The sequence below is a fragment of the Marinobacter sp. M3C genome (assembly GCF_023311895.1).
Lineage (GTDB): Bacteria > Pseudomonadota > Gammaproteobacteria > Pseudomonadales > Oleiphilaceae > Marinobacter.
On sequence record NZ_CP092284.1, the window covers coordinates 2,543,609 to 2,565,024 of the forward strand.

Consider the following 21,416-nt stretch of genomic DNA (forward strand, 5'->3'; position numbering starts at 1 on the left):
CTCATGAACCCGATAAGGTCCCGTTTCGTATACGGACTGTGGGATAATTACCGCCGGGCACACGCTTTTATCGTAAATGAGGAAGGTTGATGGACATTGGAGATATGCGCCGAGATTTCGAGAGCGACGGCCTGGATCGGGACCAGCTTGATGACAACCCTGTCCAGCAGTTTCAAGTCTGGTTTGAAGAAGCTCGGAAAGCGAACATTCTGGAACCCAATGCCATGTCGCTGGCCACCGCCGGCAACGACGGCCTGCCCGATTTGCGTACCGTGTTGCTGAAGTACTTCGACGACAGCGGCTTTGTATTCTATACCAATTATGGCAGCCGTAAGGCGCGTGAAATAGAGCAGAACCCGCAAGCTGCCCTGCTATTTCCGTGGTTAGGCTTAAATCGCCAGGTGCGGATTCAGGGCAAAGTCGAAAAAGTCAGCAACACCGAGTCCCTGCGTTATTTTGCCTCACGCCCCCGCGGCAGCCAGATTGGAGCTTGGGTGTCAGAGCAAAGCAAAGCCATTACCTCACGCGGACTGCTGGAACAAAAAGTTGCGGAAATAAAACGCAAGTTTAGTGACGGTGAAGTACCGCTGCCCAGTTTTTGGGGTGGTTTTCGGGTGGTACCCCACAGCATCGAGTTCTGGCAGGGTCGCCCCAGCCGGCTTCACGATCGGTTCGAATATAACCGAACTGAACAAGGCGGTGATAAACCTTGGACCATCGAAAGGTTGCAACCCTGAGTGACACCGACTGTATGGCTTTGCCATCAAACTACCAGCACTCAATTTGAACTACCATCCTGGTTAAACGCCAGTGAATATGCCAAGGCTTTGCCTTATAACGGCGCTCGGCGTGCAGAATTTCTTAGTAGCCGCTGGCTGATTCGTCAGGCTTTGGCGGGTGCCAGCGGCGAGGCGCCTGGCGCGTGTTCCCCGCGCGCGGGGCGACCTAAAGAGTCGCAGCACCCTCCTGGCTGGCTGCTATCGCTCAGCCACAGCAACGGAATAGCGGCCTGTGCGACCAATTTGCACGGAGAAGTAGGCCTCGACATTGAACCCTGCCAGCGCCGCCCAAACTGGCAGAAAGTCGTGCAGCGCTGGTTTTCACCGGTTGAACAGGAATGGCTGCTGGCCCAAGACGACGCCCTGGAATTTCTGAAAGTATGGACGCTGAAAGAAGCCTGGCTGAAAGCCACCGGCCGCGGCATCGCCGGCAATATGCAAACCTTGGAGGTGCGCCGCGGGTTCGAACTTTACGGCGACCAGTGCGACGACACTCGGCCATGGCAGGCCTGCTGCATTTATGTAGACGGCTTTTTGGTCACTCTGGTGTATCGCCGGTTGGCGGCAGAGGCGCCTGAAACGCCTCTTAACTGGCCTCCTATCCTTTTGCTGGAACCACCCCTGGACGACTACAGGCTCACTCCGGCAGATACTCTGGACTCCATCTGGGAACCACTACTGCAGCGCCCGATACGCTCTATGGCCTCCCGCGACAGATGATCTTAAACAACTGATCCTGCGTATCTAATTCGGTAGGAAGTAAACCGGAGAGTTATTGTGCGTATTACCTTGGAACAACTGAAAAGCCGCAAAAACGCGAGCATCGAACTGATGGAAATACTGTCTCTGGAAGGCCAGAGTTACATGGCACGTCTTACAGTCGATGGCCAACCGAAGATTCTGTCTGATGAGCACGGCACCACCGCGCAGTTTCGCAGCGCCTGGCACGCCCAAGACATGTTGAGCAGTTTCCACATACTCGAAACTCAAGTTGTTCATGCATCGGCATACAATGAAATGGTGGGAATGGAACCTAGCAGCGCTGAACCGCTGAGAGTTCGGGTACAGAGGCAAAAGCTGTGATTGCAGTGGCTCGATTGGCCATTTTTGTTGGCTTGGCCGGCCTGATTCCCTTTATCAGCGCGGTTTTGGCGCTGTTTTTTATGCCCCAGCACAGCCTTGTGGTCAGCAGCTGGTTTTACATGTATAGCGCCGGAATACTGGCCTTTATGGCGGGCGTTTACTGGACAATCGCGCTGCAGCGTGAAGACCGCTGTTACCCAATGTCGCCGCTGGTGTCGATGTTGTTCAGCCAAATATTTTTTATCGCCGCAGGCGTGGGTTTATTAGCGTCTTCGCCGTGGAAAGCGGTCCTGTTCACACTGGCCTTTCTGGGGTTGTATCTGGTGGACGCATGCTGGATGAAAATTTACTGGCCAGCGTGGTATCTACGCCTGCGTTTAGGGCTAACGCTGACAGTGGTTGTGTGTCAGGTGATTGTAGCCACCTGGTTCTTTGCCGTTCATCACGGCTGACATTTCAGAACCAGGTGGTTCGCTTCGCAGCAAAAGCTCTGCGCTAGCTTCCTTATCAATCCGGAGCATTCTTTAACTCAGGCCACACTTTAACTCAGGTTAACTCAGGGCATATTTTAACCCAAAGCGCACTTTAACCGAGCGCACACTGTTCGGCCGAGGCAATCGCATACTCGTGATTATGGGGTTCTATCAACGCGGCATGCAGTGCCACAATCGTAGCCTTATAGTTGTCTTCATCAATCACGAATTGAATATCCACTTGGCGCATGCACTGGTGCAACGCCAGAACACTGAGGTCTGCATCGGCCATCGCTTTTACTGATCGTGCCAATATGCCCGGCACTTTCATGTCGCTGCCAATGGCGGATACCAGCGCCACTTTGCGAGTATTCACCTCAGCATTGGGAAAGGTCTCTTTCAGCGCGCTCACCACCCGCTTTACGTGTTTCAGCGTGGTACTCACGTAATGGGTAATGGTGTTAGCGTTGGTGTCTTTTGATACAAAGCGCACTCTAAAGCGGGTCAGCACGTCCAGAATTTTACGGTCTGAACCTGGCTCGCCCTGCATGTCTTGATCAAACACTTCAATAGCGAAGATGCCCTTGGCACCGGCAATAATTTCGACCTGGGGTTTTTCGCTAACGTAGTCTTTGGTAATCAGAGTTCCGGTATGCTCCGGTTCAAAGGTGTTCATCACCCGCAGTGGAATATCATTTTGGCGCAGGCCTTTGCCGGCACGTGGATGAATGGCTTCCATACCCAGGTTGGCCAGCTGGTCGGCTACGTCATAATTGGTGCGACCCAAAGGTACTACCTTATCGGCACCCACAATGTTGGGGTCGGCCGAGCTCAAATGGTATTCCTTGTGAATAACGGCTTCACGGGCCTCGGTGATCACCGCTACCCGGCTGAAGGTCATTTCACTGTAGCCGCGATCAAAGGTACGCATCAGGCCTTCCTTGCACTGCGCATAACCGGTAGCAATGGGCAGTTCACGGCTGAGGTCTACCGCATCGAACGCCTGTTTGAGCTTTTCATCCAGCGGCAACAATTCTGCATCGCGCCAGCCGGTTAAGTCTACAAAGCGGGCGTTGATACCTTCCTGCTGTAGTTTCAATGTGGTGTTGAACGCGCTGTGGGCTTCGCCGATACCGGCCAGCATCTCACGCACCGTCAGCAAGTGTTCTTCAAGCTGAAACTGACCATAAGAACACAAGCGCTGCAGGTCGATCAGGCAGCCTCGCACGCCTTCCACCCGATCAGTGATGAACTGGTCGGCTTGCTGCTTTAACATCGAGTCTTCAAACATCTCGCCGTTGATGTCAGTAAGAAAGCGCACCAGCTTGGTGAGATCGTCGCCCCAGGCCCAGTCCGATTCTGCATCGGCGAACAAGGCGTAAACGCCCGGCTCACCCGTTTTTTTATGCTCTAGTAACTCGTTGGTGACACCTGCGTAGGCCGATACCACAAAGATGCGCTGATACAGCTCGTCTTTGCTGCGATTACCAATAATGATGTTGTCGCGTACGGCCTCGTAGTTGGTCATGGAGGTGCCGCCGATTTTTTCAACGGTATGTAATTGCGTCGTCATAATTTCGCCTTTGCTATCGGTTCTTTGGTGCGATTACAAACCCGTGAAAGCATGGCTATAGACACACACTTCAGATTCAACGGTTTTGAATAATCCCATGATTTTACCTCTTTGCACGTCAGATTTCAGACGGCACGATGTGGCAAGCTCACCTAGTGGCTTGTCGGCTGGCGCATTTACTCGGGCATTCGGGCTCAGCCAGGCTTGGTAAAGGGCCCAATGCGCAGCAAAATTTCGGAGTCGTGCTGACCGCCAAAGTGCACGTCTTTCGTGAAGTGCTCCTCAAAGGTCAATTCGGCGCCCATGTCGCGGGCGAACGAGCGGAACAGCGCCCAGGAAGCGTCGTTGTCAGTGGTAATGGTGGTTTCCATATGGCTAATGTGGCTAAGTTCCTGACGTGCCACAATCGCCTTCAGCATGCGCTTGGCGAGCCCTTGGCCCCGGCCTTTCTCGTGAACCGCAACCTGCCATACAAATACGGTTTCCGACTTCCGGGGGGGGATATAACCGGAAATAAAGCCGACCAGATCGCCGTCTTTCTCTGCAGCCACTGCGGTGTCGGCAAAGTCGCTGCACTGCAACAAATTGCAGTAAATTGAGTTCGGATCCAGCGGTGGACATTCCGTTATCAGCTGGTTCAGCCTGAAGCCATCACCCTTCACAGGTTTGCGCAGGTTAATGACGGTGGTATTCGATCCTTCTGATGTCATAACGAATCTGTTTACCTTGAAAATTTAGGGTTAAATTATATAGACCACAAATTAAATTTCAAGTTTACTCTAAAAATGACAGACGAATTGACTACTGGAACTCGCATAATTCATCAGAATAATAGCCGTCAATACCGAGATTCGATAGCGAGTTTTGATTACTTTTTGTACGGAATTGACAAACTCAGGGGTTTAAATCTGTGCCAAAGCAAAAAGCTCCAGGAAAAATCGCGGAAGGGTTATGAAAACAAATTCTTAGGCCCCGAAAGACCCATCACTAACGGATTTAGCCACAGGCCTAAAACAAAGCGGAACTGATCAATCAGGAAGACGAAACCGCTAAGGGCTGGCGACGCCATCGGGCGACCAGCAAGGGCGCAAAGAAGCCCGACGTACAAAGTACAAAGCCCCAGGCATTAACGCCCAACAACAACCCGTACTTACCGTCGCCAATGCCCCAACTTGCGGGAATAGCACCTACGGCCAAGGCCAAACCTAGCGCAAGGCCGGTCCAGAAACTCAGGTGAAAACTCCACGGCGACCAACGGGTAAAGCCGTAGAACAGGAACACCGGCGCCAGCCCCATCACCATCGTGCCGGAAATGGTGGTTGCCGCCAGAATATCCGTGCCAGCAAACATCGGCAGATTCCCCAAGAGCGCAAACACCACCATCACCACCGCTCCCACCCGCATACTGGGCAGCCGATTTGCTGCACGGCGCGCCAACCGCGGCAGGTCTACCACCAGCGACTTGGCCAGGGAGGTAAAGGTGGAATCCAGGGTTGAGCCGGCTGAAGTCATCATTACCACACTCATAAAGAACAGCGCTGCCAAACCCAGCGAACGGCCGACTGCAGCCGGTGCGTTACCCATGGCGTCGATACCATTCAGGCGCGCATGTACCCCCACCAAGCTAAAGATAAACACCGCCACAAAGCCCAACAAACCAGCCACCACAAAGCTTTTGAGCATCGTTTTTTCACGATTTACAAAGGCTCGGTCTGTCAGCACCGGATCGTGAAACGGATAGCTAAACAGCTGAAGTAGCGCCACTAGCAACAAATCCAACCCCGCGTCCAAGCGGAAATCACCTTCGCGCAGCATCACTCCCGCATTGTTTTCAGGCAGGATCATAAACAGCACCGCGCCGAGAAAAAACACGAACACAAAGGTCTGAATAACGTCGGTAAAAATCGATGACCGCAGCCCGCCCTTCAAACTGTAAGCGAGGGTAAACGCGGTAAACACCATGGCAGCGGTGTAATACTGCCACTGCCCGGGCGAACCAAAATAACCGCCCACCACGGCCGTGTTGCTCCAGATTTCGTTGTACAACCGAATCAGAATCGCCGCCGCAAACGCCAGCGATGCCAGTCGGCCAAAGCGCGAGGTCAAAAACTCCTGCAAGCTACGGGCACCGGTCTGGCAGCGAATACGGTAGATCACATAGCCCGCCACCGGAATCGACAGCCAATAACTGGCGTAAGCCAGGCCACCCAAAACACCGTAGGCCGCCCCCAGATTGGCCGCGTTGGTCACCGATTTGGCGAAAATCCAGCTAATAAAAATACTCGCCGTCAGCGACCACTGCCCCACCGGATTCCCATGGTCGTCTGTACCCTTATAAAACGATTCTGGATTCCGGCTTTTCGGCGACAAAACGTACATAATCACGCCGTAAGCCAAAAGAAAACCCCAAAATAGCGTGGCTTCGGTGATGTTCATTGTTTGTTTATTCCTTGCAGTTCTGATTTTTAGGTGGGGTTGATACCATACGGCCCAGCGGGTTCAGCCTCATAAAGGAAAACAAGTCATGCCAGACAAGCCCCAGGTACTCATCACAAACATCCGCCAGCGCGCTGCCGAAGGGCTAAGTGTCGGCGATCGCTTTATCATAACCCGCTGTTTTAGCTCCGAAGACATCGCATCCTTCGCGGCGATTTCCCGAGACTACAATCCGGTCCATTGCGACAGCCATTTTGCCAAGCTGAAAGGTATGCGTGAACCTATTGCTCACGGCCTTCTGACAGCAAGCCTGATCACCGAAATCGGCGGCCAAATAGGCTGGCTAGCATCAAGCATGTCATTCAAGTTCAAGCGACCGGTCTATGCCGGTGAAACATTGACCTGCGACTGGGTCATCAGCAAAATCGACGAGCGAGAACGCGCGAAAGCAGAAGTCAGCGTCATCAATAGTGACGGAATCACTGTTCTGGAAGCAGAAATAACCGGTGTCCTACCCAATAAAGACGAGCGCCAACGCTTGGCCGAATTACTCAACGAAGGGCACTGATGGCGAACTTCAAGCTTTCCAAAATACCGAAACTAAGTCCGTCAGGGCTGGGTGGTGGGGCTTTCTTTCCGCCCGGAAAAGGTGTCTGAGCGCAGCGAGTTCTTTTCCCAGGAAAGAAAGCCCCGGCGCCCAGGCCGTTAACTCCAACGCCAGAATGAACAAGCCCAAACACCCAAAACCAAACCTAAGCAGGCGCCGAACAACTAGCCCCATAGCGATAACAAGAAAAGCACCGGTGATGGCGCAACATAACGCGCTCATCCATGCTCTGGGTCAGCGAGCCACCCAAATCGTACTGCGGATCATCATCCACCAACGTACAGGCATACACCCGCACATCATCACCCTTCTTCACCAACATCCGCGTGTACGTACACATGAAGTGCGCGCGGCTATCAACGGTGGGGTATTTCTCCATGCAGTTTTCAGTAATCTCCGGACTACCGTCTTCCGAACCCGGCGTACCCAAGTCTGGAAACGCGGTAAACGCCAGATTCTCGGGAATGCCCCATTCGCAGAAAATCTCGCGGAACGCGGCCTCTACCTTGGCCGGCACTTCGTCAACGTCGGTCTGGCGGGCAATGGAAACCTTGAAGCCTTGATCTACCAACCACTGAATTCCTTCCAGCGCCTGATCAAAACTGCCTTCACCGCGGTCTTTGTCGTGGCGGGCGCGGTCAGGAAAATCCAGGCTAACGCGGAAATGAATGGGGTAAGGATTGTTTAGCAGCGGCAGCACCTGATGTCGGCGTTTCAACAGCGGCTCGGTGGCGTTGGTCAGTACAAAACATGGCCGGTGCTGGCTGGCGTAATCCAGGATATTCACAAAATCTCGAATCACAAACGGCTCCCCGCCGGTGAACGAAAACTGCTCCACGCCCATGTCCATAGCTTCGTGGATAAACGGCTTCACATCGCTCAGCTTCATTCCGGGAATGCGGCCATCACCGGGATGACTGCCTTCCAGACAGAACGGGCAAGCCAGGTTGCAGGCGGTGCCGGTGTGAATCCACAGCTCTTTTAGCGCGTTCGCATCAATATATCCGCGAGGATCGCCATTGCGAGTATGAGTCCAGCTGTCAGCCACACGGGGCTCTAAAACTTCCACCAACGGGATGCGCGTGCGGGTCGCCTTAACCGGCGTGCTGGCTAGGGTGGGGGGCATAAAGGCTCCATAATTAAAAAAATCGACACTCGTTATACTCAGTATTCAGACAGCATTGCGATAGCCGTCAAACAGCAGCAATCAGACCGGCGCTGACGCCGAACGTGTCCTAACCGCGACGCCAGCGGTGAATTTTTTCCACTATGGCCAGCAAACGTTGGGGCGCATTGGCCTGTTTCCATTTGCCCGCAGTGGCTTTAGCGGCTTCATTCCAGGTCGGGTACGGATGAATTGTGCCAAGAATTTTATTTAACCCCAGGCCGTGCTTCATCGCCAGAGTGAACTCCGCCAGAATTTCGCCGGCGTGGGAACTCACCACCACCACGCCGAGGATTTTGTCTTTGCCCGGCGGCGTCAGCACCTTGATGAAACCAGAGTCTTCGCTATCAGTAATGGCCCGATCCAGATCGTCCAGACCGTATCGGGTGACTTCAAAGGCAATGCCTTTCTCCCTGGCTTCGGCTTCACTCAGCCCCACGCGGGCCACTTCCGGCGAGGTAAAAGTGACCCACGGCATAACCCGGTAATCGACCTTGAAGCGTTTAAACTGACCAAACAGGGCATTCACCGCGGCATACCATGCCTGGTGCGCCGCAGCATGGGTAAACTGATAGGGCCCGGCAACATCGCCACAGGCGAACACATTCGGATAGCGCAAACTCATATCCTCTTCCACCGGAACAGTTCCGTTAGGCAAGGGTTCAATGCCGATTTTGTCAAGCCCCAGGCCTTTGGTGTTTGCGGCACGGCCCACCGCGACCAGCACCTGATCGAAGGCAATACGAACCCGCTCCCCTTTGTGCTCGCAGTAAACCACCTTTTCGCCTTCTTCGATGGCGAACTCTTTGGCCGCATGTTCCAGACGAAGGTCGACGCCGTCATTTTCGAATTGTATTTTCACCAATTCAGACACATCGCTGTCTTCTTTTGCCAGCAGCCGGTCTCCCATTTCTACTTGAATCACCTGGCTGCCCAAGCGGGCAAAGGCAAGGGCCAGCTCGGAACCGATGGGGCCGCCACCCAACACCAGCAAACGCCCCGGCTGTTCCTGCAATTCCCAAAGGTTTTCAGAGTTCAAAGGCTTCATATCTTCAAGCCCCGGAATCGGCGGCATGGCCGGCTTACCGCCGGTGGCGACAATAATGCTCCGCGCCGTCAGCCGCTCGGTGTGGCCATCGTTGTGCCGCACCTCCAATTCCCAGGGAGAGACGAAGCTGGCCTCGCCAGCGATGCAGTCCACGCCCAGCTCCCGGTAGCGCTCAGGGGAATCGTGCGGCTCTATTTTGGCAATCACGTCTTTGACACGGTTCATGATGTTCAGGAATGAGCTTTTCACCGGCACCGACTCGAGCCCGTAGCGATTGGCATGGCGCAATGTATCCGCCGCCTTCGCGCTTCGAATGAGTGCCTTCGAAGGAACACATCCGGTATTCAGGCAATCGCCGCCCAGTTTGTGTTTTTCGATCAACCCCACTTTGGCTTTGACGGCGGCCGCAATATAGGCCGATACAAGACCCGCCGAACCACCACCAATCACCAGCAGGTTGTAATCAAAGCGCTCCGGCTTCTTCCAGCCGGCATAGACCTTGCGACGACGGAGAAAGCCAACCACAAACTTTGCAATCAACGGGAAAAGCCCAAGCAAGGCAAACGACAGCAGCAAATCCGCAGAAACGATATCGCCAGTGGACTGAATCTGACCCAACTGGGTACCGGCATTCACAAAAACAAACGTGCCGGGCAACATGGCAACCCAGCTGACCAGTGCGTAAGTTCGCAGCTTCATTCCGGTGAGGCCCATCGCCAAGTTGATCAGGAAGAACGGAAACACCGGCACAAGACGCAGGGTTGCCAGGTAGAACGCACCGTCCTTTTTAATGCCACGGTCCATTTTGGCGATGGTTTCCCGATAGCGCTCCCGCAGGGTGTCACGCATGAGGAATCTTGCCACCAGAAACGCCAGGGAAGCCCCCAGCGTGGAGGCAATGGAAACCGCCGCCAAGCCATACAGGTTACCGAAAAAGGCACCGCCGGCCAGCGTCATGATCGTCGCCCCCGGCAGGGAAAGAGCTGTGACCACCACATAAATTGCGGCATAACCAGCAACAGCGATCAAAAGGTTCTGGTCAATCCATTGCGCCAGGGCTCCCTGATTCGCCTGCAGGTTCTCCAGCGTCAGCAGCTTGTGCCCGTCGAAGCCGAGAAAAAAACCAACAATCACGGCGATAACCAAAATGAGTAAAAGCTTGCTACGCGTCATATCCATGCCTTTTAAGATGTATAAACCAATACGCTGTTCACGATAAGACACGATCACCGACTGGATGTTACAAAGCGATTGAACTAAGATTTTTGAACATTCGTTCCAGAATACTGAAACTTTCCCTTAATCCAAAATACTATACAAACATAACGACCAAACCCAGCCTGATAAGGAACGGAATCCCATGAACACCGCAGTGCATCCGGACCCCCAATGCTCGCTGATCGAAGACCTGAAAAGAGGCAATTCATCTGCCTACAAAAAAGCCGTTCGGGAATATTCCCCAGGTATGTTGGCCGTCGCCCGGTTTTACCTGGATTATTCCAGTGCTGAAGAGATTGTTCAGGATTGCTGGGTGACGGTGATCGATGCCATTCACAAATTTGAAGGCCGCTCCGGCCTGAAAACCTGGTTGCACCGAATTGTCGCCAACCGCTGCAAGAACAAGCTCCGATCCAGCAAGCGGGAAGTAGCCATTGATTTTTCCGAGAGCCTGGAACCGGAGCTTGCCAACCGCTTCAATGCAAAAGGCCATTGGAACCTACCGCCATCACTTAAGTTTCACGAATCCGCAGATATCTTGATGGAAAATGACGCGCTCAGCGATTGCCTGGACAAACACCTGTCCGCACTACCAGAAACCCAGCGCTCAGCCCTGATGCTGTTCGAAGCCCACCAACACAAATCCGAGGATGTCTGTAACATTCTGGATGTCAGTGCCTCTAACCTTCGTGTCCTTTTACACCGTGCCAGGCAGAAGATTTTTCTCATGGTGGAAACCTTCCAGGAGACGGGCGAATGTTAATGTGCAGGGACCTGGCCGGAATCGCCAGTGATTACATCGATGGTGAGCTGACCGGCCGGCGGAATCTGTCTGTGAAAATGCATCTGATGATGTGCAAGCACTGCCGCTCGTTTATCGGTAACCTTCGTGCCAGCACCGATCTTATGAAGGCGCACTCCTCCAGCAAGCCGGACGAGGAATTCATACGTCGGATTGATAAACGGGTAGCGGAAGCGCTCAAGACACGAAAACCCCGTGATGGGAATAATCAGTGATTGTTCAAAATTCGTTCTAAAGTGCCATTGGCCATGTGCTGCAGATGCGGTTCACTAGAAGCCTTATATCCGAACTTCAAAAAGCGAGACCCCAATAATGATAAAAGTCAGCGTACTTTACCCCAAGGCTGCAGATAGCACGTTCGACATTGCCTATTACCGTGACACCCATATGGCGCTGGTTCGTGAAAAACTCGCGGGCGCGTGCAAGCGAACAGCTATCGAATCAGGCCTGGCAGGAGGCGCACCAGGCGAGGCGCCCACCTACATCGCCATGGGCCACCTGTATTTTGACTCCGTCAGTGATTTCGAGGCGGCGTTCGGGCCCCACGCCAAAGAGATCCTGGGGGATATCCCGAATTTCACCAATGTACAGCCGACGATTCAGATCAGCGAAGTCATCGAGTAAACGCAGACGCTCTTTGCTTGCCGCCGCAGCCAGCCATGGCACGTCTGGGCGTGCCATGGCTGGCTGCCATTCTTAGCGCCTCTTTGAGGTCCCCTCTGAAAAGCAAACAGTTAGCAATCATTCAAGCCTCAGTGAATAGTGAGTGATACGACCGACCTAAACACCGGGTCTTCCAATTTGTTACAAACCTTCGCCTTTTCTGGAACTTACCTTACAATCCTTTGTCCTTGGAACGATCATTCAAAAACCAAAGGAAAGAGAAATGCCTAAACAGTTACCTCTCGCACTTTTGCTACTCAGACTCGGTGTATTCATCGTTTTCCTGGTCTGGACCCTGGACAAGTTCGTCCAGCCCGAACACACGGCTCAAGTCTTTACCGCGTTCTATGGGCTGGGAGGCCTCGGCGAAAGCGCCTTCTATGCGATAGGCGCCGCCCAGCTTGTGCTGATTTTTGCATTCGTACTGGGACTGTTTAAAACCTGGACCTATGGCGCGATCCTGATCTTTCATGGGGCATCTACCCTCTCGGCATTCAGCAAATACCTCCAGCCCTTCGATAACCTTTTGTTCTTTGCTGCCTGGCCAATGCTGGCCGCCTGCGCTGCGCTGTTCCTGTTGCGTGAATACGACACGCTGACACTGTCGCGGAAACCCGTTCTAGCTACCGCCTAGGCACGATCAGCGGGTACTGCAACCGTATTCGCGGTTGTTTGTCTGTGCTATCACTACATCAACAAAGACAAACAACCGGGGTACGGCATGTTATTGAATTGGCTTTCGAGGCGCCTGGCCGCTTACCTTTCGAAGGAAGTTTCCCGGCACTCCATCAGAACGTCAACCTGGGAAGCAATGGTGAATACTCTTCAACCCGGAGACGTTCTGCTGGTAGAGGGCAACACGCGGATCAGCGTTGCCATCAAGTACCTGACTCAGTCCACCTGGTCTCACGCTGCGCTTTACCTTGGACCGAATGCCGGACTTGGAACATCGGGTGATGGTGAAGCTCACGCGCTGGTTGAGGCGGACCTTGAGAACGGTATTCGCCCGCTCCCACTTTGCTATTACCGACACGCCCACACCCGCATCTGTCGCCCGGTCGGGTTAAGCGACACGGACATCAGAACGCTTACTGAATACGCGTGCAGCAGGCTCGGCCATCAGTACGATATGAAAAACGTGTTTGATCTGGCCCGTTACCTGTGGTCAACGCCTCCGGTGCCAACCCGCTACAGGCACAAACTGCTCGCCTTCGGAAGCGGCGATCCCACCCGGGCGATCTGTTCAACGTTCATTGCCGAAGGTTTTCAGCAGCTGCGCTATCCGATTCTGCCGGTCGTAGAAACACTTCCCGCCAACGATCCTGACTGTGCCGACTGCGTGCGCGAGCGTTTTCGGGTTAAGCACCACTCTTTGTTCACCCCAAGAGACTTTGATGCCTCACCCTATTTCCGAATTGTAAAACCCACCATTGAAGGCGAATTCGATTACCGGGCCATCGCCTGGGAGGACGGTTAACCCCGAGGCTGAAAGCAATCAGAACCTGCATCTGTAATTCTTTGCCATCCAAATCGGGATAGGGGGGAGCCATGAGGCTCCGCCCCTCCCACACCACCCGGCATGCGGGTCCGCACCGGGCGGTTCGAGAAGTTGAGGTCATGAGAGTCTTGGCACACCCAGCCGATCGAAGTAGGCAACCGTCAACACGTTGTGGATAGCAGACAAGCTATTGTGCCACCAGCGCCGGCTCAGAGCCGCTACCGATTGTGCCACCCAGGGATTTGCGCCCAGGCGCATCAGCTCCCGATAGATCGTCTTACCTCGTCGCCACTGCTTAAGCTGCATAGCCCTCAAGCGCCGACGTATCCATCCATCCAGCGAGCGCCAGATGCGTGGAGTTTGCGACAGCTTGAAGTAACCTTTCCAGCCCAGCAGATAGCGTCGAAGCTTCTCCACCACTTGTTCCATGCTGCGCCCTCCCGAACGTCGAGTCAGTTGCCGGATCCGCAGCTTGAACGCTTGCAATGCCTTCGCTGAGACCGCACGGCGGACTTCGCCGTTCGGACCCTGCCATAAAGCATAGCCAAGGAACTTGCGCCCAAACACGCTCGTCACTGCACTCTTGGATTCGTTAATCTTCAAATGCAGTGTGTCGTAGCAGCGCCTCAGCAGCCGCATCAGACCGGGGTCGTTCACGCGTTTCCTCAGGCGGTCGATCAGAATGTCGTGATTGACGCGGTCAAAGAACTTGGACAAATCCACATCAACCACAATGTGGCGGCCTTGCTGGACGTATCGCTGGGCGGACAGAACGGCATCGTGGGCACGGCGGCCCGGGCGAAAGCCGTGACTGTGTTCGCTGAAGCTAGGATCAATCTTCTCTCTCGCGAACGCCTGCTCTAGCAGGCTTCGCCCTGCGCCCTTCGGATCTCGACGCGGGAGTTCTGTTTCATCGCTGGACACGCACGGCAAGGCTTCACCTTCCCGGTGCGTGACCCGCCCCGCGGATGCGGGCATCTGATGCCTGACAGACCTCATCGTCAAGTCGTTTGACGCTCCTTCTCGTTCGGCCCTTCGCTCCGTGGTGGAGCTACTATGGCCTCTGCTGACTTCTCGCTCCGTGTTTCCACGTCGCCCTTTCAGGCATGAGGCGAGATCTCCCCGGGTAAGAACACACTCCTTCACCGCACAACCGCCGGATTTACACCACCTTGCCTTGACCACAAGAGCTTCGCGGCTTCTTGCCCGCTCGCCCTGCTTAGCAGCGCCTCATATCCGATTCTTGTTCATCGGCTCGCGGTTTACGCTCCACGCTTCCTCCCCACGGTCGGTCACCCTTCCTCAGTTGCGCTTCACTTCGTTCGCTGTGGCCAGCTTACGGGAGGACTTGCACCTCCAGGAGTGCGCCCGTGCCGGGCGCACAAAAAAAGCGGAGCCGAAGCTCCGCATTTTTTAACCTGCTACCTCAAGCCCGCATGGCTTCAGGCGTCCTGGTTTTGACGCTGGCCTGAACGTCCACGTTGGCCGCCATTGCCATTCTGGCTGCGGCCTGCGCTGCGTCCGCCGGGCTTATCACTGGGCCGGCCATTGCCGCCACCATTTCCACCGCTGCGATTACGAGCTTTGCTCGGATCGGCCTTGGCTTTTGGCTTCAGTGCCACGTTGTTTTTAGGCTCAAAGCCTTCCACTTCCTTACGCGGCAGCTGTTTTTTGATCAGCTTTTCAATACCGACCAACATGCTGAGCTCGTCAGCACTCACCAAAGAGAGCGCGTGGCCACTTTCACCCGCGCGACCGGTACGGCCAATGCGGTGAACGTAATCTTCCGGCACGTTAGGCAGTTCAAAATTCACCACTTGGGGCAACTGCTTAATATCCAAACCGCGAGCAGCGATGTCGGTCGCTACCAGCACACGGATATCACCCTGTTTGAACTCGGCCAAAGCACGGGTACGGGCACCCTGGGACTTATTGCCGTGAATCGCAGCAGCGGTAATACCGTCTTTGCCCAGCTTCTCGGTCAGGCGGTTGGCGCCGTGCTTGGTGCGGGTAAATACCAGTACTTGTTCCCAGCTGTTGTCGCGCACCAGTTTGCTCAACAGCGCCGTTTTCTGGCTCTGATCCACCGGATACACCGACTGCACAACACTTTCGACGGTTGAGTTGCGCACTGCAACGTCAATCTGCACCGGGTCGTTCAGCAGGCCCTTAGCCAGGGTGCGAATTTCGTTGGAGAAGGTTGCAGAAAACAGCAGGCTCTGGCGCTTCGCAGGCAGCATGGCCATAATCTTGCGGATATCGCGAATAAAGCCCATATCCAGCATGCGGTCGGCTTCGTCCAGCACCAAAAATTCTACTTCGTTAAAACGCACGGCGTTCTGCTGATACAAGTCCATCAGGCGGCCGGGTGTGGCAACCAGTACGTCCAGCCCTTTGCGCAGTTTCATCATCTGCGGGTTAATTTTTACGCCACCAAATACGACAGCCGCGCGGGTAGGCACGTAGCGGCTGTAAAGGTTCACGCTGTCGTGAACTTGGGCGGCAAGTTCGCGGGTAGGCGTCAGAATCAGCACGCGCGGGCCTTTGCCGGTGCGCGGGTTCTGCTCCAGCATCTGCAATATCGGCAAGACAAAACCGGCGGTTTTACCGGTGCCGGTTTGCGCGGCGGCCATCACGTCTTTACCAGCCAATACCGCTGGAATGGCTTTTAACTGAATGGGTGACGGGGTTTCGTAACCCTGGTCCAAAGTGGCACGGACTAACTGCTCAGACAAACCGAGTGAAGAAAAACTCATAATAGATTAACTCTTGATTGTTCTGCCTCCACGAACACCGTTGTTGGCGAATGCGGGCAGATGCCATGAAGATTCATGGAATAAAAAACGACTACGGTCACACGCCGTTAACGGGGTGACGTCCTCTGACAGGTCGTATGGATGGTTCGCATGTGGGCTTTACGCCTGAAACTGCGGGATCCCTAGAGGCAGGATGGCGCGAACAATAACAGAGTGATATGGGATACGCCATAGGTGATTGCCATGAAATCGGAGCGCCAGGCACATGCGTCAAGATGACACAAGGCCTTAACGGGTAAGCGATCTACGCCAAAACGAGCGTCAAACCGGCTGTGCCGGGAAGCAATGCCAAAATGGCGGCAATCAACGTAAGGCAAGCAAGGGTAGAACGTATCAGCAGCAAGGGAGTGCGTCTCTGAATGGCAGGAGCGACTATATTAGAGACTCGGAACCCTGCCAGGTATCAGCCATTATGAGCTTTCCCGTGTTTTGCTCCGGGCTTTATCAGTCCGCAGTGGCAGCTCGGGCAAAATTCTTCAGCGCGGCCCCCACTTTCGCTAACACCGGATCACAACCTTCGATAGCGTGGCGGGTTTTCAAATATTGCGGATCGTTATAGCCAAGCCAGACCTGGCCATTTTCGTCCTCCCAGATCAGCGCTTTCTGGGGCAAATCCACGGCGACAGTTTGCGAGCATTGCATCAATGGCGTGCCCACTTTCGGGTTACCAAAAATCACCAGCTCGGTAGGCCGCAATTCCATATTCGCCGATTCAGCCCCGGCAGCGTGATTAATCCGGTTCATGATTTTCATGCCGTTCTCACTCAAAACCGCTTCAAGTTTATCGGCTGTTGCCGCTACGCTGTGGTTACTTTTAACCTTAATCAGTCCATCTGCGGCCAAAGTCAGGCCCGAGCACATCAACAAAACGAGGGGTAGCGCAATCATTCTTAAGGCTTTCATATAATTCCTTAGTTACACGTGACAACAGCTCTTTTAGATAAGCGATCAGCCGCGAAAGCCCTTACCCACCAGATAGACCTCTCGCGAGCGGGCACGGGAAGAATCCGGTTTGCGCACCACCACCTTGTCGAACTGTTCGCGCACCGCTTTCACGTAGCCGTCATAACCTCCGCCATGAAACACCTTGGCGACAAAGCTGCCTTTGGGTTTTAGCACCTGGCTGGCCATATCCAGCGCCAGCTCAATCAGGTACATAGACGCCGCCTGGTCCGCCGCGTTTACGCCGCTGATGTTGGGCGCCATATCTGAAATAACCACGTCGACTTTTGCATCACCCAGTACCGCCATGATTTCTTCGAAAACGGCGTTCTCGGTAAAATCGCCCTGAATAAATTCGACACCGGCAACAGCGTCCATGGGCAAAATGTCCGAGGCTATTACCCGACCTTTGTGCCCCACCACGTCGGTGGCCACTTGCGACCAACCTCCGGGCGCAGAACCCAGGTCCATCACCGTCATGGTGGGCTGAATCAGCTTGTCTTTGGCGTTAATTTCAAGAAGTTTGTAACTGGCACGGGAGCGGTAACCATCGATTTGCGCTTTTTTTACGAAGGGATCGTTAACATGCTCTTCTAGCCAGCGGCTACTGCTTTTTGATCGGGCCATGGTGTCTCTTTGTTAACCGAGCGATAGCGGCTCTTTATTAGTCGGGTTATTAGTCAGATTACTCATTGCGTCATTGTACGCCGGGGGCCAGAACGCCGCAAAAGCGCCCCGCGCGTCGGCACCAACGCACTGACACAAAACCGGCAGCCACGTACAATAGCCCCAGTTATTAGCTGCCCCTGAGCTCTGCACATACTACCGGGACATAACCGTGAAGCTGGACGACATCAAAAAACTGCAACAAAAAAAATACCGCGAGGCTTTCGGACACTATCTGGTAGAGGGTGAGCATCTGGTGCTGGAGTTGCAAAAAGCCGCAAGCACCCAGCCAGCCTTAACGTCTTCAGAACTTTACGTGACGGCGTCTTATGAGCACTGGCAAGGCCCGTTCACTACTCATGTGATCAGCGAGCGCCAGATGGCGCGGCTGGCCAATACCCAAACACCTCAGGGTATTTTGGCGGTTGTACCAACAAGAGTACCAACAAAAGTGCCATTAATAGCGCCTGAAGTGGCACCAATAATTACGCCCATGGGCCAGGCAAAAGAGCAGCCAGCCACCGACCCACAGCACAGTCCTGAAAAAGCCATTTATCTGCACGAAGTACAGGATCCAGGCAATTTGGGCACCATTTTACGCACACTGGCCTGGTTCGGCGGTTTTCGCTGCCTGCTCAGCCCCGGCAGCGTTGACCCTTACAACCCAAAAGTGGTGCGAGCCAGCATGGGCGCAATATTTCATGTGCCGCTGGAAACCGATGTTGAGCTAGCCAGCCTGAGCCAGCGATTTCACCGGCTGGCTTGCCTCGACTTGAATGGCCGCGCCTTAACCGAGCGCAGCTTTGCCGATCACGACTGCTATTTGTTTGGCAACGAAGCCCGCGGCATTCCGACTCAGGCCCTCGATGAACTGAACGCCACTGCCTACACCATAAATGGCAAAGGCCAGATTGAATCTCTCAATCTGGCCTCGGCGGTCAACATTTGCAGCTGGGAACTGATGCGCAGCTGATTATTTAACAGCAATTGCTTTTCGACACCTATTCGTCAACAGAGTTACGAATCAGGAAGTCAAAGGCGCTAAGGGCCGCTTTGGAACCTTCGCCCATGGAAACCACGATTTGCTTGTAAGGCACGGTGGTGGCATCACCGGCGGCAAATACGCCAGGAATGCTGGTTTCGTTGCGCTCGTTGATGATTACTTCGCCGTGCTTGCTGAGCTCGATATCGCCTTTCAGCCACTCGGTGTTGGGTATCAAGCCGATTTGTATAAACACGCCCTCCAGCTCTACATGAACATTTTCACCGCTGTGACGATCGGTGTAATCCAGGCCATTCACCTTACCGTTGACACCGGTCACTTCGGTGGTCTGGGCCGATACCGCAATATCCACGTTCTTCAAACTGCGCAGCTTGCGCTGCAGCACTTCATCAGCGCGCAATTCGGCTCCAAATTCCAGCAAGGTTACGTGACCAACAATACCGGCCAGGTCGATGGCGGCTTCGACACCCGAGTTACCACCGCCAACCACCGCTACGCGCTTACCTTTGAACAACGGGCCGTCGCAGTGTGGGCAGTAAGCTACGCCCTTATTGCGGTACTTGTCTTCACCGGGAACACCCAGCTGGCGCCAGCGGGCACCGGTCGACAGGACCACTGTGCGGGCTTTCAGCGAGGCACCGTTGGCCATACGGATTTCATGGGGCATGCCCGGCTTTGTCGCCGGAATCAGCTTTTCGGCCAGCTGCATGTTCATGATATCCACACCATACTCTATTACGTTCTGCTCCATCGCGGCCACTAACTTGGGGCCTTCGGTGTAAGGCACAGAAATCAGGTTTTCAATGCCCATAGTGTCAGCAACCTGACCACCAAAGCGTTCGGCGGCAATACCCGTGGCAATGCCTTTACGGGCTGCGTAAACAGCCGCTGCGGAGCCGGCCGGGCCACCGCCAATGACCAACACTTCAAAAATGCCCTTCTGGCGAAGTTTATCGGCTTCACGGGCGTCGGTGTTGGTGTCCAGCTTGGCTACAATTTCTTCCAGCTTCATACGGCCCTGGCCAAACAGCTGGCCGTTCAGGTACACGCTAGGCACTGCCATGATTTCCCGCTCTTCCACTTCAGCCTGGAACAAGGCGCCGTCAATGGCGGTGTGCTTCACACTTGGGTTGAGCACACTCATCAGGTTAAGTGCCTGCACCACATCCGGGCAGTTCTGGCACGACAGCGAGAAATAGGTTTCAAATTCAAAATTTCCGTCCAATTCCTGAACCTGCTGAATCAGCTCTGGAGTTGCCTTGGAGGGATGCCCACCCACTTGCAGCAGTGCCAATACCAGGGACGTAAACTCATGGCCCATAGGAATACCGGCAAAGCGTACACCTACGTTGGTGCCCACACGGTTGATAGCAAATGACGGGCGACGCACGTCTGAACCACCATCTTCACGTAGGGTAATCATGTCAGACAACCCGTCGATTTCCTGTAGCAGCTCAAACAACTCGTTGGCTTTTGCGCTGTCGTCCAGCGCGGCAACCAGCTCGATGGGCTGCTTCACGTTGTCCAGGTAACCTTTTAATTGGCCTTTCAAATTGGCATCTAACATTTTGTCGTCCTTTATAAGGAATAAAGCCGGTGAACCGGCTCGATTTTAGCCGGTTGTTCTGAGTTGATGCGGATAAGATACGGCGCCTGATAAACAAGCTCAAATCAATTGATTCAAAAACTGCGATAGAAATTTACTATTAATGAGCGCCGGCCATTTCGCACCTCATTGACAGAGTTTCTGCAGTATTTTTACATTAAGCCAGATGGTGCATTTTGATATGGGTGCAGCTGGACTATCATGGGCCACTGAATCTGGCCACTCGAAATAAGGTACTCCATGTTTCTAGAACGTTTTCACTGTGAAAAGGATGGCCGCGTATACATCAGCGCCGCCCAGGCCAGTCTGTTTGCCAAGGAAGTGGCCGGGGACTTTAACCCGATTCACGATCCGGACGCCCGCCGCTTCTGCGTGCCGGGGGACTTACTGTTCGCCGTTGTACTTTGGCGTTTTGGCTTGTCAACGAACATGACCTTCCACTTTCGCGCCCTGCTGGGTAAAGACGTGCCGCTGGAATTTCGCGAAAGCACCGACGGCACCATTCACGTGTGTGATACAGCTGGCAAGGTGTATTTGGAAGTAGCCCGCAGCGGCGATATCACTACCGACAAAGTGTTTATCGAGGAATTCACCTTGGGCTACGTGGCAGCGTCGGGCAAAAACTTCCCGCACACCATGAAGCCTTTGATGGAATCCAACGGCGTAATGTTCAACCCGGACCGGCCAATGGTGATGTACGACAGCATGACTGTCACATTAGACAGCCTGCATGCAGTGTCACCGGAGCTGGAGCTGCATAACGCCACTCTGGAAGCCAATGGCAAGCGTGGCCAGGTCACTCTGGAGTATCGTTTGATGTCTGGCGACCATGCGCTGGGCACCGTATCCAAGCGTTTAGTGTTGGGCGGTTTGCGGCCTTATTGCCCGGATGCAATGGCCGATGTGGTAGCGCAGTTCTATCGCTTGAAGGCCCGCGGTGTCAGTTATGGCACAGACATCGCCAGCACCTGACGCAGATCGTTTCTCTGGCCAGATTTCTGGTTACACTGATCCTTATGAACTTCACCATCATAGGGA

At 54.1% G+C, this 21,416-nt stretch carries 22 protein-coding genes; 12 read left to right on the forward strand and 10 right to left on the reverse strand.

Annotated features, from left to right (window positions below; genetic code table 11):
* Positions 1-89: 89 nt before the first annotated feature.
* From pdxH to MIH18_RS11910, 4 genes are read left to right on the forward strand one after another with little or no spacing between them, the layout of a single operon-like run.
* On the forward strand, positions 90-737 hold the full coding sequence (gene pdxH / locus MIH18_RS11895; protein WP_249012492.1) for a pyridoxamine 5'-phosphate oxidase: 648 nt from the start codon (positions 90-92) through the stop codon (positions 735-737).
* The gene (locus tag MIH18_RS11900) at positions 738-1,499 is read left to right on the forward strand and encodes a 4'-phosphopantetheinyl transferase superfamily protein (RefSeq protein WP_249007117.1); all 762 of its coding nucleotides are present in this window, start codon (positions 738-740) and stop codon (positions 1,497-1,499) included.
* Between the two features lie 57 nt (positions 1,500-1,556).
* Positions 1,557-1,862: a DUF6482 family protein gene (locus MIH18_RS11905; RefSeq protein ID WP_249012493.1), complete on the forward strand. Its 306-nt coding sequence runs from the start codon at positions 1,557-1,559 to the stop codon at positions 1,860-1,862.
* Entirely contained in the window at positions 1,859-2,314 is a 456-nt protein-coding gene (locus MIH18_RS11910; protein ID WP_249007115.1) for a DUF3429 domain-containing protein, read from the forward strand. The genes MIH18_RS11905 and MIH18_RS11910 overlap by 4 nt, the downstream gene beginning before the upstream one ends.
* Before the next feature lie 133 nt (positions 2,315-2,447).
* Here the strand turns inward: MIH18_RS11910 and MIH18_RS11915 are convergent, their stop codons facing one another.
* The 3 genes from MIH18_RS11915 to MIH18_RS11925 all read right to left on the reverse strand — a co-directional run bounded on the left by MIH18_RS11915 (position 2,448) and on the right by MIH18_RS11925 (position 6,344).
* A complete protein-coding gene (locus MIH18_RS11915; protein ID WP_249007114.1) occupies positions 2,448-3,908 on the reverse strand; it encodes an aspartate kinase in 1,461 nt (486 codons plus the stop codon).
* 194 nt (positions 3,909-4,102) lie between these two features.
* Positions 4,103-4,618, reverse strand: coding sequence for a diaminobutyrate acetyltransferase (ectA, locus tag MIH18_RS11920; RefSeq protein WP_249012494.1), 516 nt, complete (start codon positions 4,616-4,618; stop codon positions 4,103-4,105).
* A 322-nt stretch (positions 4,619-4,940) separates the two neighbouring features.
* Positions 4,941-6,344: a sodium:solute symporter gene (locus MIH18_RS11925; RefSeq protein ID WP_249012495.1), complete on the reverse strand. Its 1,404-nt coding sequence runs from the start codon at positions 6,342-6,344 to the stop codon at positions 4,941-4,943.
* Between the two features lie 88 nt (positions 6,345-6,432).
* Here MIH18_RS11925 and MIH18_RS11930 point away from each other — a divergent pair, with 88 nt between their 5' ends.
* Positions 6,433-6,912, forward strand: coding sequence for a MaoC family dehydratase (locus MIH18_RS11930; protein ID WP_249007111.1), 480 nt, complete (start codon positions 6,433-6,435; stop codon positions 6,910-6,912).
* A 184-nt stretch (positions 6,913-7,096) separates the two neighbouring features.
* Here the strand turns inward: MIH18_RS11930 and MIH18_RS11935 are convergent, their stop codons facing one another.
* Entirely contained in the window at positions 7,097-8,077 is a 981-nt protein-coding gene (locus MIH18_RS11935; RefSeq protein WP_249012496.1) for a radical SAM protein, read from the reverse strand.
* A gap of 109 nt (positions 8,078-8,186) precedes the next feature.
* The gene (locus tag MIH18_RS11940; RefSeq protein WP_249012497.1) at positions 8,187-10,337 is read right to left on the reverse strand and encodes a bifunctional TVP38/TMEM64 family protein/FAD-dependent oxidoreductase; all 2,151 of its coding nucleotides are present in this window, start codon (positions 10,335-10,337) and stop codon (positions 8,187-8,189) included.
* A gap of 187 nt (positions 10,338-10,524) precedes the next feature.
* Between MIH18_RS11940 and MIH18_RS11945 the strand changes: the two genes are divergently transcribed.
* From MIH18_RS11945 to MIH18_RS11965, 5 genes are all read left to right on the forward strand, one after another.
* The gene (locus MIH18_RS11945) at positions 10,525-11,145 is read left to right on the forward strand and encodes an RNA polymerase sigma factor (RefSeq protein WP_249012498.1); all 621 of its coding nucleotides are present in this window, start codon (positions 10,525-10,527) and stop codon (positions 11,143-11,145) included.
* Positions 11,139-11,399 (forward strand): zf-HC2 domain-containing protein, encoded by a 261-nt coding sequence (locus tag MIH18_RS11950; protein WP_249012499.1) that lies wholly within the window; start codon positions 11,139-11,141, stop codon positions 11,397-11,399. The genes MIH18_RS11945 and MIH18_RS11950 overlap by 7 nt, the downstream gene beginning before the upstream one ends.
* A gap of 97 nt (positions 11,400-11,496) precedes the next feature.
* A complete protein-coding gene (locus MIH18_RS11955; RefSeq protein ID WP_249012500.1) occupies positions 11,497-11,808 on the forward strand; it encodes an EthD family reductase in 312 nt (103 codons plus the stop codon).
* 262 nt (positions 11,809-12,070) lie between these two features.
* Positions 12,071-12,481, forward strand: a complete 411-nt coding sequence (locus MIH18_RS11960) for a hypothetical protein (protein WP_249007105.1) — start codon at positions 12,071-12,073, stop codon at positions 12,479-12,481.
* Between the two features lie 87 nt (positions 12,482-12,568).
* On the forward strand, positions 12,569-13,324 hold the full coding sequence (locus tag MIH18_RS11965) for a YiiX/YebB-like N1pC/P60 family cysteine hydrolase (protein ID WP_249007104.1): 756 nt from the start codon (positions 12,569-12,571) through the stop codon (positions 13,322-13,324).
* 138 nt (positions 13,325-13,462) lie between these two features.
* Here the strand turns inward: MIH18_RS11965 and MIH18_RS11970 are convergent, their stop codons facing one another.
* The 4 genes from MIH18_RS11970 to rlmE all read right to left on the reverse strand — a co-directional run bounded on the left by MIH18_RS11970 (position 13,463) and on the right by rlmE (position 17,730).
* Positions 13,463-14,344, reverse strand: coding sequence for a group II intron maturase-specific domain-containing protein (locus tag MIH18_RS11970; protein ID WP_249014619.1), 882 nt, complete (start codon positions 14,342-14,344; stop codon positions 13,463-13,465).
* A 443-nt stretch (positions 14,345-14,787) separates the two neighbouring features.
* On the reverse strand, positions 14,788-16,101 hold the full coding sequence (locus MIH18_RS11975; protein ID WP_249006707.1) for a DEAD/DEAH box helicase: 1,314 nt from the start codon (positions 16,099-16,101) through the stop codon (positions 14,788-14,790).
* Positions 16,102-16,605: 504 nt separating this feature from the next.
* A complete protein-coding gene (locus MIH18_RS11980; RefSeq protein WP_249006708.1) occupies positions 16,606-17,064 on the reverse strand; it encodes a DUF302 domain-containing protein in 459 nt (152 codons plus the stop codon).
* Positions 17,065-17,109: 45 nt separating this feature from the next.
* Complete coding sequence (rlmE, locus tag MIH18_RS11985; RefSeq protein ID WP_249006709.1) at positions 17,110-17,730, reverse strand: 23S rRNA (uridine(2552)-2'-O)-methyltransferase RlmE; 621 nt, start codon at positions 17,728-17,730, stop codon at positions 17,110-17,112.
* Positions 17,731-17,941: 211 nt separating this feature from the next.
* Between rlmE and MIH18_RS11990 the strand changes: the two genes are divergently transcribed.
* The gene (locus tag MIH18_RS11990; protein WP_249006710.1) at positions 17,942-18,742 is read left to right on the forward strand and encodes an RNA methyltransferase; all 801 of its coding nucleotides are present in this window, start codon (positions 17,942-17,944) and stop codon (positions 18,740-18,742) included.
* A gap of 28 nt (positions 18,743-18,770) precedes the next feature.
* Here the strand turns inward: MIH18_RS11990 and ahpF are convergent, their stop codons facing one another.
* Complete coding sequence (gene ahpF / locus MIH18_RS11995) at positions 18,771-20,339, reverse strand: alkyl hydroperoxide reductase subunit F (protein ID WP_249006711.1); 1,569 nt, start codon at positions 20,337-20,339, stop codon at positions 18,771-18,773.
* 279 nt (positions 20,340-20,618) lie between these two features.
* Between ahpF and MIH18_RS12000 the strand changes: the two genes are divergently transcribed.
* A complete protein-coding gene (locus MIH18_RS12000; protein WP_249006712.1) occupies positions 20,619-21,350 on the forward strand; it encodes a DUF3581 domain-containing protein in 732 nt (243 codons plus the stop codon).
* Positions 21,351-21,416: the final 66 nt, after the last annotated feature.